This window comes from Sphingobacteriaceae bacterium (genome assembly GCA_016715905.1).
Classification (GTDB): Bacteria; Bacteroidota; Bacteroidia; order B-17B0; family Aurantibacillaceae; genus Aurantibacillus.
The window spans coordinates 1-14,372 of record JADJXI010000003.1 but is presented as its reverse complement, the minus strand read 5'-3'; the positions used below and the strand labels follow the sequence as shown (position 1 = coordinate 14,372).

General features: G+C 34.6%; 8 protein-coding genes, 1 tRNA gene and 2 pseudogenes. 4 read left to right on the top strand and 7 right to left on the bottom strand.

Annotation, left to right across the window (positions count from 1 at the left end):
• Positions 1 to 3: 3 nt before the first annotated feature.
• Both IPM51_00370 and IPM51_00365 read right to left on the bottom strand, forming a co-directional pair.
• Positions 4 to 450: a T9SS type A sorting domain-containing protein gene (locus tag IPM51_00370; GenBank protein MBK9282757.1), complete on the bottom strand. Its 447-nt coding sequence runs from the start codon at positions 448 to 450 to the stop codon at positions 4 to 6.
• A 20-nt stretch (positions 451 to 470) separates the two neighbouring features.
• Positions 471 to 2,285 carry a hypothetical protein gene (locus tag IPM51_00365; protein ID MBK9282756.1) on the bottom strand — a complete coding sequence of 605 codons (1,815 nt, stop codon included), beginning with the start codon at positions 2,283 to 2,285 and terminating at the stop codon, positions 471 to 473.
• Between the two features lie 1,013 nt (positions 2,286 to 3,298).
• Between IPM51_00365 and IPM51_00360 the strand changes: the two genes are divergently transcribed.
• A tRNA-OTHER gene (locus tag IPM51_00360) sits at positions 3,299 to 3,358 on the top strand.
• 121 nt (positions 3,359 to 3,479) lie between these two features.
• Here the strand turns inward: IPM51_00360 and IPM51_00355 are convergent.
• Both IPM51_00355 and IPM51_00350 read right to left on the bottom strand, forming a co-directional pair.
• Positions 3,480 to 3,794: a hypothetical protein gene (locus tag IPM51_00355; GenBank protein MBK9282755.1), complete on the bottom strand. Its 315-nt coding sequence runs from the start codon at positions 3,792 to 3,794 to the stop codon at positions 3,480 to 3,482.
• Between the two features lie 668 nt (positions 3,795 to 4,462).
• Entirely contained in the window at positions 4,463 to 8,077 is a 3,615-nt protein-coding gene (locus tag IPM51_00350; GenBank protein MBK9282754.1) for an SBBP repeat-containing protein, read from the bottom strand.
• 517 nt (positions 8,078 to 8,594) lie between these two features.
• Here IPM51_00350 and IPM51_00345 point away from each other — a divergent pair.
• The 3 genes from IPM51_00345 to IPM51_00335 all read left to right on the top strand — a co-directional run bounded on the left by IPM51_00345 (position 8,595) and on the right by IPM51_00335 (position 11,904).
• Positions 8,595 to 9,440 (top strand): toll/interleukin-1 receptor domain-containing protein, encoded by an 846-nt coding sequence (locus IPM51_00345; protein MBK9282753.1) that lies wholly within the window; start codon positions 8,595 to 8,597, stop codon positions 9,438 to 9,440.
• Positions 9,441 to 10,001: 561 nt separating this feature from the next.
• Positions 10,002 to 11,081: a hypothetical protein gene (locus tag IPM51_00340; protein ID MBK9282752.1), complete on the top strand. Its 1,080-nt coding sequence runs from the start codon at positions 10,002 to 10,004 to the stop codon at positions 11,079 to 11,081.
• The gene (locus IPM51_00335) at positions 11,056 to 11,904 is read left to right on the top strand and encodes a T9SS type A sorting domain-containing protein (GenBank protein ID MBK9282751.1); all 849 of its coding nucleotides are present in this window, start codon (positions 11,056 to 11,058) and stop codon (positions 11,902 to 11,904) included. Before IPM51_00340 ends, IPM51_00335 begins: the two co-directional genes overlap by 26 nt.
• Here the strand turns inward: IPM51_00335 and IPM51_00330 are convergent.
• The 3 genes and pseudogenes from IPM51_00330 to IPM51_00320 form a co-directional block, all read right to left on the bottom strand.
• Positions 11,894 to 12,652 (bottom strand): hypothetical protein, encoded by a 759-nt coding sequence (locus IPM51_00330; protein MBK9282750.1) that lies wholly within the window; start codon positions 12,650 to 12,652, stop codon positions 11,894 to 11,896. The genes IPM51_00335 and IPM51_00330 overlap by 11 nt on opposite strands.
• A pseudogene (gene rodA / locus IPM51_00325) lies at positions 12,649 to 13,900 on the bottom strand (rod shape-determining protein RodA). The gene IPM51_00330 and the pseudogene rodA overlap by 4 nt, the downstream one beginning before the upstream one ends.
• 47 nt (positions 13,901 to 13,947) lie before the next feature.
• A pseudogene (locus IPM51_00320) lies at positions 13,948 to 14,258 on the bottom strand (hypothetical protein).
• Positions 14,259 to 14,372: the final 114 nt, after the last annotated feature.

The window sequence follows — 14,372 nt, the reverse complement described above, 5'->3', positions numbered from 1 at the left end:
CAATTAATTGTTAATTATAATTTTATAATTGGAAGAATGTTCTTTAGAGTACTTCACTTCCAGATAATAAAGTCCAGATTTTAGTTCTCTAATATTTAATTGTTTACTGCTACCTGAATAGTAATCTTTATACATTAATTGACCCATCGAATTGAATAAAAATAAATCAGCAGTTTCATTTTCTTCTGGCAATTCCCCCTCAATAAATAATATATCTTTTGTAGGATTTGGAAACACATTAAATTGTAATACCATTGATGAATCGTTTTTCTGTTCTGAGGTTGAAAATGGATTTATAAAATCTCCGCCTGGCTTTTGAAACATAATAACTACATTTCGCTGAATTAAATTGCCGGCAGCATCATAGGTAAAAGCCAAACTAGTTTGTGAACTAAGCTTGAAATAAAGGAACAAAAAGGAAAAAATTGTGATTATTTTTAATTTTTTCATAATATCAATGTCTTTTACAATTATTTACTTTTAATATAATTTTCTAGAGCCTCAATTCTTTTTTCAAGATTTTGTACTTTTTTGTCTGCATTTATTCCATAAAGCGTCAATTCTTCAATAGTTTTTTGCTGGTCAAGGATTATGTTTGTAATATTCATCCCATTTTTCTCATAGTAATCTGCTTTCTTAAAATTGGGATGGTGTTTATTTTCATTTATAAAGGTTTCTACTTCATTCAGGGTTTTTAACTTATAATCTTTCCTAAACACATAATCAGGGAAATTCTGAACCAAGGTAATTTCAACTTCTCTTGCATAGGCTTTCCCATCACTTTTAACCACGAAAATATCTCTATTAGCTACCATATCTTTTATTGCGAATGCCCTGCCATTAGGCATCGCCAACGGACTATATACTTTTATTTCAGTATACCCATTTCCTAGTACATTAAAGAAATCACGATTAGGATTAAAAGAATTGTCTGTTATTGAAAATGCCAATGCGTTATCATTAGCTTGTGCAACCGTAAGCATAGCCCCATTAGTTTGTGAAGGGTTGCCAATAAATGTAGCTCCATCAGCATTAACTGCAAAATTTATTTGATTTGTAATTGCATCGTATATATTTAAAGCAGGTCCACCATTCAAATTAACATTTAGTTTAGCTAAGTTTTGTGAATTTGGCTGCCAGCCTACATTAGTTTTACCATCACCATATACGATGAAATTTTCAAAACCATTAGGATCAGCAAATGTATTTAAAACCCCAATTGCTTTTGTTTCATTCCTATTTACAAACAGTTTTACATTATATGCTCCATTTAGATTATGATTAGTAGTGACCATTAAACCTGTATTATCTACGGCCCCTCTTATATTTAATTTAGTATTTTGTGTTCCGGCACTAGAATTCAATTCATCTATTAAAACATGTCCAGAGGAAAAATGATATTTCTGTTGTGGATTAGTAGTACCAAAACCAATGTTATAAAAATTAGAAGCGTTTCCAAAATATACTCTATTTTGATTGTTTTGCTTTATCCCAAATTGAACATCATCACAAGTGCCTACAGAAGGGTCAGTAAGACCTGTTCCGATAAGCGCATTTCCGCCAATTACCCAAGGTGGGTTAAGAGGATAACATGCTGTAGATGGGAATATACCTCCTATTGGTCCTTGCGCAGTAGCTGTTACAAATTGACCACCTGAGTTTACAAAGATAGGTTGATATCCATTATTATTCCCAAGAGGTTGAGAAGTCATTAATCCAGAAAAATTAGAATTACCAGATACATTCAAATTATTAGTTGCGTTAACATCTCCAGCATTCAACATCGTTGTTGCATCTACTTGTTGTGAGGTTATTAATCCCCCACCAACGAATAAATTATTGGAAATACTTACATCACCAACAACTTCTAATTTATTTTGTGGATTAGAAGTTCCTATACCAATATTTCCTGAATTAGTAGAAATTAAGTCATTCCCAATTAATTGCCAACTTGTAGCTCCACCGGGTAAATTTCCCCAAACTCCATTGCCTTGCAAAAATTGACCAGGGCCTCCAGCTGGTAATGAAAATAATTTTCCTGTTGAATCACTCATTAGCATTCGGTTTCCTGAACCTGCTAAATTATTAAGCACAAGATTACCATCTATACCTAGTTTCATTCGTTGTGTATTATTAATTCTGAAGTCCATTGGGAAATTATTCGTAGTTCCAATAAAATCATCATTAGAAATTAAATTTCCACCAGTCGCCCATTTAGGCCCTTGTTGCGAAAATGCATTTGTAAATAAAGCAGTAAATGCAAAAAGAAATAATTTATTCCTCATTATTTTTGTAGTTTAGTTATTTATAAAAAATTGAATAATTTTTCTTATAACAATTGTAATAAATAAAACGGTAGAAAAAAACAGGCTGTTTATAAAAAGTGAATAAATGTGAAAGCCAATGATGTCGCTTATTCAATCAAATAAATAAACAGAAATTTTTTTAATAGCTTTAGTATTAATATGCTCAGGGGTTTTATTTATTGTTTATAACTTGTGCTGTAAAAACTATTCCTTAAACTTTACTTTGTATAACTCTAAAAATTATCAACAAAAATATAGGTTTACCTTTTCTGTAATTAGCTTGTTTTCAAGGATTGAAGCATTTTTCTTGATTAGTACACTAGATTAATTATTGAAAACTCTTCTGCTCAATATGGAATCTAAAGTATATATTTGAATATAAATTTTAAAAGAAAACCCCAACAAAGTTTTAACTCTATTGGGGCTGTTGCGAGAAATGAAATTCGGTTTTTACTAGACCCAAGATTATACTCGTAACTTTTCTTCGACCCGATACTTTATAAAGCCTGCATAAACCAGAGTCCTATCTTTGGTTTTTGCGTTTTAAGAACACCCATTCACCCTGAATGGTTTACCTTCTTTAGAAAGAATCATATAAATTTAATGAAAATGCTTTGGTGCTTAAAAACAATGAATTAACATGTGATACATAGTTTTAAACAGTGCAAAATGGCGAAAAAAATTTATTATCAATAAGTCACTTGATTACCAACACAGTAATAATTATGAAGAAATAATTTAAAAAAAACTTGCCTTTTAAGTTAAAATTTTTACGCCCTATAAAACACTAAATTGATAAACGATTTACGAATTAAAAACCGACTAAACTAACATCCTCAAACCTTTAGAAAAATACTATATTAAACTAGTATTTACTTGTCTAAGAAAAATTTCAATTAAAATTATAAATTAATAATAACCAAGCCTTCACCTGCAAATTGCATGCAAATTAAACGCATTATTACGGTAAATGATTCAAAACTAATTGATTTGAACTAGAATTAACCTGCCTTACAAGCAGGGGGTCACTGGTTCGAACCCAGTAGTTCCCACAGAAGAAAGCCTCGTATCCAAATGATACTGAGGCTTTTTCTTTTAGGAACGGTTCTCCCAGCGATGCTCTGATGACCAACTAAAGTTGGAACCAGCTAAATCTACCTGCAAATTTTACAGTTATATACAATCACTGTTTAACAGAACAAAATTTTCTTTATAAATTTCAAAAAACACTTCATTATTTTTAGCATAAATAATTCTTGAAGAAATCCACTTCTTAATTTCTTTAAAATAAATAAAATATGTTCCGTTTCTAGTCTTCTTGCAAAGAAAATCCACGAGTAATTCATACTCGAATTTACACATGACAATTTTAATTTGATTAACTTCTCTTTGAAATGACAAAGCTGTAACTGTTCGTTTATCACAATTATTTAACCCTTTTTTCCCTGGGATAATCATCCTTTGGGACTCTATAATTATTATTTTCATATTTATAGACAAAATTACTCGAACATGCGTATACAATTAAGACTTGTAACAACTTTATTACTTCATAAAAATAAAGTCTATATTACAAGGAAAGCTCTAGTAACCTGACATTATAAAGGAAACGATATTTGCGGGTTAACATTTAATTTTTTAATTTGGACTTTACAATAACGTTTTCCGGCTACCAGTAGTTGGCGTTTTGAAACACTCAACTGTCTATACCGACAAAAGGTTGTTTAAAGATACAAAACTTTTTATTACGCCGTCCGCGCCAATTACTGGTAGGTGGTGTTATAGCGTCGTAGGGGCGCACACAGCTTTGGCGACTGGTTACGTGTCTGCATACATTTTTTTTGTCTGCGTGATTGCAGGGGAGGAAAGCAGCTCTCCGAATGTCTTTTTAATACCGCCACCTTTTTAAAATTTTTTGCGTCGGCTTTTACACACAGTTCGATACACATAGGCGGGTGAGAGATTTTGCAAGCTTTTGTGGCGCCAAACAAATTATCTGCCTTAATCTAAAAGCGACACAAGTGCTTGTAAAATGTGCGGTTGGTACATAATGGTTGACGGTTTAGGTCAACGCACACAGGTCGATACGCTAAGGTGATGTATCGCATTTATTTAAATTAATAGGCATAGTCCAGAAAAAAAACGGTAGGGTTGGTTTACTCTTTAATGATTTTTTCAGTCACAAAACCTATTCTAATAAAATAGATTCCGCATGGTCGTTCTGTTAAATCTATTTCCGATTTGCCAATTAAGATATTGGAGGAATAAATGAGCGAACCTAAAACATCATATATATTTACAGGCAATTCGATAATGCCAGAATTCATAATTGTTATTATATTAGTAAACGGATTCGGATAAATTAATATTTCTTTAGACAGGCCTGAAATTTTGCTAGCGGTATTTGTACAAAGATCGACGTTTAAAGTAATCATCGTTTGAGTACCAACACATCCATTTGAGCCGGTACCAATAACACTGTAGGTAGTTGTGAAAGAAGGGGAAACTATACTGTTCATTGGGATCGGCGGGTTCCATGAGTATGTAAGCGCGCCGTTTGCATTGAGCGTTGCAGTTTCACCTACACAAATCAATGTTGGGGTTAAAGCGGGTATGATAATCGGGAGACTTAATACGTCAATGTTCTGGGTCGCTTGACTCGGACATCCGTTAAGCATGCCTGTTACCGTATAGTTCGTATTGATAGAAGGAGAAACAACAATAGTTGGACTAATAGAACCCATATTCCATAAATAACTACTAGCTCCGCTTGCGACTAAAACTCCAGAGTTTCCGTAACAAATTGTATCGGTATTTGCATTAATTATCACTATAGGGTATGTGTTAACCGAAATAGTAGTTACTGCAGTGTTGGTACATCCTTGGACGCTGGATCCTAAAACTGTATATGTTGTATTATTAGTTGGAGTTACCACAGGAGAGCCCCCGGAATAAGAATATGTGACGCCACCTCCTGGAACGATTGTAAAAGAACTCCCAATGCAAATACTACCAGCATTAACGGTTATCGTAGGATTTGGGAATACTGTTACATTGCAAACGGCTGTATTTGAACTGATGCAGCCAGTGCTACTAGTGCCAATAACAGTATAAGAATTTGACACAGTAGGCGATACAACACTATTACCACCTTGAATTGTATAAGTGTTTGCACCTGAAGGGACAATTGTAAAAGAATTGCCATTGCATAAGCTGCCACTATTTACGCTAACTGTAGGATTGACATTTACAATTACTTGTGTCGTCGCGTTTTCAATACATGTACCTGGGATAATATTTGAAGTATAAGTAAGTGTAACTACATAATTACCTGCATTTACTGTTGATGTATTTAGGATGACTGGGTTTTGAACGGCAGCGGTGTAACTGTTCGGGCCAGTCCAACTATATGTTGGCACTGTCGTTCCGGTAATAGCCACAGAAAAGTTTAGCGCATTGTTGATACATACAGGTGAATTAACTGATATTGTAGGACTGAGAGCACCACCATCTTTAAATTTCACTAAGAATGCATCCCAAACTCCACCACCAAATGATGGCTGATACGATGAAGGTGTCGCTAAAATAGTCCCGGTAGATTGACTATGACCGACAACATAAACTCCTGATGTATCAGCAGTACAAAACTGCATTCTGTCATCAGAACTTCCACCATAATAGGTGCCCCATTGCCTTTGCCCCGCACCGCTAAATTTAACTATATATCCGTCCCACGCACCGCCTCCGTAACTCTGCTGATAACTACAACTTGTAGCAATTATATCACCGATGTTTGAAAATGACAAACTTGTTAGGAAAATGTTCCCGCTTGCATCTATTGCGCAAGCTGTACTATAATCTGTATTTATTCCGCCATAATATGTACTCCACAGTCTTTGTCCAAGTGAATTAAATTTAGCTATATAGGCGTCATGAATTCCCCCACCATATGTTTGCTGATGGCTACCTACTGTGGCTATCATTGTTCCGCTACTGGAAGTATAACCCACTAAAAAAATGTTACCCGCACCATCAATTGCAATTCCATTCCCGTAATCGCTCTGATTCCCTCCGTAATATGTTCCCCATTGTCTTTGCCCGTTTCCATCAAATTTTACAAGAAATGCGTCAAAAATCCAACCGCCATAAGTTGGTTGATGACTCCCAGGAGTTGCGATGCCAGTACCCGATCCTGCAACGCCTGTCATAAACACGTTTCCTGAAATATCCGTTAAACAACAGTATGAAATATCCTCCGATGCCCCGCCATAATAGGTACCCCATATTCGTTGACCATTAGTATTAAACTTCGCAAGGAAAGCATCATTAGCGCCCCCACCGTAAGTCGCTTGATGACTTCCTACCGTTGCAATTACAGTTCCTGAATTAGAGTTTGTGTACCCGGATAAAAAAACGCTCCCCGTGGTATCAACATGGCAGGACCAAGCATATTCGTTCCCGGTGCCACCATAATAAGTTCCCCAAATTCTTGTGCCGGCAGAGTTAAATTTAGCAAGGAATGCATCGATCGCTCCACCATTCGATTGCTGATGACTACCAATAGTTGCAATGGAAGTGCCGCCACTCACGTCAGTAAAGCCAGCAAGGTATACACTGCCGGTTCTATCAACGAAGCAAGAATACGCTGCATCGTTTCCGCTGCCTCCATAATAAGTAGCCCAAATCCTATTCCCGCCACCATCGAATTTTGCCAAATAAGCATCGCCTGATCCCCCGCCAAAAGTTTGCTGATGGCTGCCTGCGGTAGCAATTACAGCGCCTGCGTTTGAGGTTGTTTGACCTGACATATAAATATTTCCCAATGTATCCTTAGCGCAAGCGTATGCGTAGTCATTGCCACTGCCACCATAGTATGTTCCCCACAAACGTGTAACCGGATCAATAATAAGTTTCTTGCTCCGGTCGTAGTTTTTAATTTCGAAGCTTAACACATTATTTCTTATGACCCAACGACATTTCAGCTCTTTACCATCTTGGTAAACGACTGGTTTGCACTCTTCGACATTTCCTAGCGGTGTGCTAAGTATTAGGCCTCCACCGTTGGTCAGTTTCGCATTCGCTCCATCTACTTTCAATCGTATCTGCGAATAGTTGGAGAATGGTGCTACAATATAATCGTGTTTTAATTGACCATTTTTTTCGTAATAGTGTAGATCAACTCCATCGTATAAATTGTGTATTGTAAACCCCTTATAGCTCTTGACATTTAATACTCCTGTCGCACAATTCTCCAAATAATAGTTACTGTATCCTTGATACCGATCATCGGTGCTAATGACCATATTGCTGTTAGCCTCCAACCAGTTCAGATCAACTCGATAAATAGTTTGCTGTTTTATCTCAAGTTTTGTTTCCTGTGTCTTGAGATCCTTGACTTCTTCCCAATCGTCAACTCTATACAATTGATAACTTATGCCGGTATTTCTCAAATGAAAGCCAATTGGTCCTGCTTCAGCACTAAAGAGTATATCCGGTCTGTTGTTAAAATTTAGGTCATGTATTTGACCTTTGTTTTCTGTGAATACTATGGAGCTATTCAGAGGTCTGGTAACTTGAGCTATAAATAAGTTACTTGTGAAAATTGTGAAACAAATAATAAGATAGGAATGTTTCATTAAACTTGACTTTAGCTGAATTAATACCAAAGATAAAGAATTAAAATGGTAAAACGTTTGCATTTCCAGCCTAGCAAAGGACTCATCGATAATCAAATCGAACGCTAATTGTGGTGATGGGGGCTTTGTTTGCATGTTAGTTAATCCAATTTATATTATAAAATACGGGAAAATAACCGAAGCTTACAATAGCTAGAAATAACCAATCTTACGTCAAACCATACATGCCTACCTGCCGGAGGCTGCGCATTATGGTGCGAAGCGCACGCACATAAAGGTGGCTTCGCCACGCCATATAATGTGCGTCAGAGCGAGGTGATTTGGATTTTTGGAGGAACGGAAAAAATACAAATGACCGCAGCTTGGGATAGCCAATCCGCCTTCCGAAGGAGGCGAAAAGGAGGTCGTGCGATGGCTGTTACTATGGCTTCAGCCAAAAAAGTGCGTCGGCAAAAAATTTTAAAAATCTTTTTACCTGAATGTTCTTGTCTACCGAAAGAGCTGCTGTGCGGTCGCCCGTGTGAGAAGTCGCCTGTCGAAGCGAAATGCTTTTTGTCTACGAGGAATTGTCTACGGAGAATGTCCGCCCCTATGCGCTATAACTACAAAGTAACTACAAATTGTTAAGCACCCATTTTGTAGACGTTAAAATATGGCAACACTTAAAGAATATTACAACAAAGATCTAAGCACTTTGCTTTCCCAACATAAAATTTGGAAACTATCAAGTCCAAACGGAATTATTTATGAAGTGACCTCAAGGCTTCACCTCGACTTCAACGCTCATGTGACTTTCATTTCATTTTATGTCCCGTTAATTGAAAACCCAATAGATGCTTTCTCTCTCCTACTTTCAAAAATAGAAGATGTGCTTGACATAAAAAAAGGTATTGAAGTTGCAAAAGGCGGATTTGGACAAGAAAAGGATCATTCTAGTGAGCTTCGTTTCTCGGGAAAAGTTTTCTTTTACTTTGAAGGAGAGGTAAATAAAACAGAGTTTGAATTTCTTCAACAAAAAGTAAAAACAAATGGACTAATACTTAGATTTCGAGATCAAAACTATGTTAACGAAAAAAACAAAATTGAAAAACCTCTGGCCTTTATCTCACACGACACTCGAGATAAAGAATTTATTGCAGGACCACTTGCGTTAGCACTTCAAAAAAGAATGTGTTGGGTTTGGTACGATCAATACTCTTTAAAAATTGGCGACAGTCTAAGAGAGTCAATAGAGAGAGGCATTATAAATTGTAATAAATGTGTACTCATTTTATCCCCGAACTTTATTAAAAATAACGGTTGGACAAAAATTGAATTTAACGCCATTTTCACTAGAGAAATAATTGAAACCAAAAACTTAATTTTACCGATCTGGGCTGGGGTATCAAAAAAAGAAGTATACGAGTATTCTCCGACGCTATCAGAAAGATTTGGCATTGACTGGGACTTAGGTGTGGAAATAGTTGCCAATAAAATTCATAAAGCAGTTATAAAATAAACTGGAGAAAAATCTAAATTTAACGCCTGTTTTAATATCAAAAAGTCTAAAATACTCGCTTTTACTACAAATTAACTGAGTGTTTTTAACAACAAATACCAACTTTAATTCAAAGTACGAAAATTAATCTTCACTCCTTAATACATAGCTTTTTGGAACAATAGAAGCTAAATGAATTGCTGATAGTCCAGCTGCATGTGATCATTCAATCCTTGATTGGTTTTGAATTCCACATAAATAAATAATCTGTTTTGATATTGTATTTTTTCACTGGTTTTTTGAGACGAGTGCTTTCAGATTGGCTATATAAGAAAAAAGCAATTCACTGAAAATAACCATATTCAAAGGGTATAATATAACTTATTATATCCTTTGTTTTTTTTATCTTAAGGGAAAATAAATAATGGATAATTTTCGTTAACGCTCATTTAAAAATTATGCTTTCAACTAAAGCAATATACTCCCACTAATCTATTAATCACAATAAATAAAAAAAATGATTAATTTTATTGTGAAATATCATTTATTATAAAAAGGGTTTTATATTCATTAATTTTATTTTTGCGGTTTTTTATAGCGCAATCTCAATCACCTTCCTTAAATTGGGCACATGGTATAGGAGAATCTAATACAGATTTGGGAATGTCAATTGTTACCGACCCATCCGGTAACGTTTATACAACAGGGCGATTTCAAGACACCGTTGATTTTGACCCCGGTATTAATACATTCAGCATTGTTTCTGCAGGTTATGATGATGCATATGTTCTTAAATTAAGTGCTTCGGGAAATTTTATTTGGGCTATAAAATTTGGCGGGGCAAGTTTTGATGCAGGCTACAGGATTGCTTTAGATGGGATTGGAAATATTTATGTTAGTGGCATTTTCAGGGGCACATGTGACTTCGATCCAGGACCGGGAGTAACAAATCTGATTTCTAATGGTGTTTCAGAAAGTGATGTTTTTATAGTTAAACTAGATGCTTCAGGAAATTTTATTTGGGCTAAAAATGTAGGTTCTTCTGGTTCTGATTATGCTTATGGTTTATTCATTAATCAAATAGGCGATGTTTATGTTTCAGGAAATTTTTTTAATACGATTGATCTTGATCCTGGTCCAGCAATATTCACAGCAACATCTAACGGCTCTGAAGATGTATTTCTATTAAAATTAAATTCCATTGGTGATTTTCTTTGGGCAGCAACATTTGGAAGTACAGGAAAAGATGGTGGAAGCACAGTTGCATGTGATCAATTTGGTAATGTGTACCTATCCGGTTATTTCCAATTTACTATTGATTTTGATCCGGGACCAGGAACATCAACTCTAAGCTCGGTTAGTGGCTGGCAAGATATTTTCCTAATTAAATTGGATAACGCAGGGAATTTTATTTGGGCTAAAAGTTATGGAGGCTCTGGAATTGATAACTGTTTAAGTATGCGTATAGATCAATTAAATAATATCTATTGTACTGGTTATTTTCATGATATAGTTGATTTTGATCCAGGCCCAGGAATAATGAATTTACCCTCAGCGGGACTTCAAGATAATTATATTCTAAAATTAGACCCATCTGGTGATTTTGTATGGGTGAAAACTTATGGTAGCATAGGAGATGATTTTGGAACTTCTTTCGTTTGATTCTTCAAATAATGTTTATGCAACAGGCCAATTTTATGGGACAGTAGATTTTAATCCAAATATTGGAAATTACCCTTTAACGGCTCTTTCATCAGATGGTTTTATAACTAAGTTAGATCCTTTAGGTGATTTTTTGTGGGCATTAAAATTGGGTGGGAAAATAGACGATAGAGGCTCTTCAATAGCCATAGATGTTACAAATAATGTTTTAGTTACTGGATACTTTCAAGATACTTGTGATTTTGATTCAGGAATTGGAACTTACAATTTAATTTCAAATTTACAATCTAGTTTTATTTATAAATTGAGTCAATGTACTGGCACACCTCCGTTAGTGAATGCATCAAGTAACATGACCTTGATTTGTACAGGTGAATCTTCCACCCTAAGCGCAACTGGTGCTAATAGCTATTGGTGGAATAATGGAATTACTTCATCAATCAATATTGTTTCACCAACTCTAACAACAAATTACATAGTTACAGGATTAGATTTGAATGGATGCTCTGATACAGCAATAGTAACTCAAATAGTTGATGAATGTATAGGCATTAATGAATTAGAAAAAACGCTGACTGGAGTTAATTTATTTCCGAACCCCACCCTAGATTTAGTAAATATCCAAATAGAATTAGAATCTGAAGATAAACTTACAATTGAGGTTTTAAATACTTTTGGGAGTGTTTTATTTACAAAATATTTTGATTCCATACCAAATGATGGAACTGTAAAGATTAATTTAAGTGAAATGAAACCCGGAATTTTTTTAATGAAAATAAAAATTCGTAATAAAAATAAAATCTATAAAATAGTTAAAGCGTAGATTTTTTCCAACGAACATAATCCTGTTTATTCCTCCAAAACCATTTTTTATTCATAATCCAATTATAATTGGGGTTAATATTTATATTTTGTAATGGTATAAATTTAGAATCTGGATAATATTTTGGATTTAATTTAACAACAGAATCACATTGTTTATTGTAATGACCTTTTATAAGTCCTTTAAATTGCATCGGCCTCAAAGTATTCTTATCAATAATTCTATACCATTGCTCATAAGCTAAAACACTGGCCGACATTAATGAATTTCTAATAAGTACTTTTATTTTTACTGTATCGCCTTTTATTTCATAAGGCCCCCAATAAGAATAAACAACATCACTAAAGTAACCGGGTTTATTTAATCTAATTCCTTCCTCGACACTACGATGAAATTCTTTTGGGTTTATTTCCCACCTTAAAGGATTTAAATGTCCCACAAAACACAATCCATTTTCAAAAAACATGATATCACAATAACCTGTATTTTCTCTAAGTGAACTATCTTTACTATCAAAATAATACGTTTTAAAACAAAGTCCTTGTGTTATTGGCATATTTTCATCAATCATTAATTCCCTGTAAAAGCCTTTGGCAAGTTGAATCTTTTCTTGAGCCAAAGTGTCTATATGAGGTTCATACTTAAATTCTTTTTTTAAATAGGATGGTACTCTTGTGTATCTACAAGAAAATAGTAAAAAGACTAATCCTATAATAATTAATTTATTTGGCGTATAGCGTATACTCACCTCAAAATCATTAAACGATTGGCATCTAACTTAATGAAAATAAAAAGCAAAATAGTAAAGGACCAGAGCGAAGATCCTCCGTAACTGAAAAAGGGCAAAGGAATTCCAATCACCGGCATTAAACCAATGGTCATGCCAATATTTACGGCAGATGGAAAAACAAACAGATGCAACTCCGTATCCATAAATTCTACTAAAATCAGAACGTTGCCTTTCGGCCAATAAGATAATTCGGAGGATAAGAAAAGTTCAAGAAAATAACAATAGTGCTTCCAATAAATCCCCACTCCTCGCCTACTGTACAAAATAAAATCAGTGTCCTGTTCCGGCACAAAATCATATTTGGTTTGTGTACCTTGTAAATATCCTTACCCATCATTCCTCCACTACCAATAGCAATTTTGGCTTGGTTTACATTATAGCCTTCTTTTTTTAAATTTACATTTCCCCTTCCCAACAATACATCAATTCTGTTTCGCTGATGCGTTTCGAGGTGATCATACACATAATCTGTACCCTTTACCACAGCCGCACAACTTATCAAAACTAAAAAAACGGTGAATAAGTTTATCTTACTTCGCTCAATAAATAAAAGTGAAAGTGCGGCTATAATACTTAAAGTAATGATGATGGTAGCCACATTACCAACAACTAGTGTTACTACAAACAATATTGCAGCCAATATACCAAACACTAAAAAGTTAACGCTTAATCCTTCTCTATACAAAACAATTACAAAGGCTACAAATACAATGGCTAATCCGGTTTCATCTTGTAATTTTTTAATTAATAAAAGTGGTAATCCGATAATTAATAATGCAATAAAGGTGTTTTTATAATTTTTAATTAAATCCTTAATTCTTAATCGGAATTTTTGATTAATAATAATTGTACTGTTACTTAAAAATTTAGCGAGCGCTAGATTAGTAGCAAATTTCATAAATTCGGCCGGTTGAATTCCAAAATCTCCAAATCTAAACCAAGATCTACTTCCCTTAACTTCACGACCCAGCCATATCACCAAAATATTGGCAATAATAAAAAAAGCATAAAACCCATAGGAGAATACCGTATAAAAATTAGCATCAATCAATAATATACCAAATGCGATAATTGTTGCGCCAACAATCCACCATAATTGTTTGCCGTATTTTTGAGAAACATCAAAATACTTTGGTGATCATCGTTATAAACAGCGGCGTAAATATTAAACCAACCCAGCAACACTAAAACAAAATAAATGAATATAGGTTAGTCTATCTACACCATAAAAACACTATTTTGATTTCCTCTCATTAATGATTTTCAACTGTTAAGGTTGTTGTATGAATTAAGTCGGCATCCATAATTCTTTTTTCCAGTTCCTGTCGATCTGTTTTTCCCTTCAAATATTTTTCAATCATTAAAGTAACTACCGGTGCGCTCCAGGTATTTCCGAAGCCTGCATTTTCAATAATACAAGCAATGGCAATTTTTGGTTTTTCTCTTGGCGCAAAGGCTAAAAAAACGGCGTGATCTTTTCCATGCGGATTTTGTGCAGTTCCGGTTTTACCACAAACTCAATATCCTTAATTCGATTGGTAAACGCAGTACCACCGGGCTCCATTGCGCCTTACATGCCATCAATTACGTTTTGATAGGCTTCCTGATTTTGAACAGCTACATAATGTTTTTCTTTAAATTTCTTATCTAATTTTTTTCTTCGCCCACTCCTTTTATG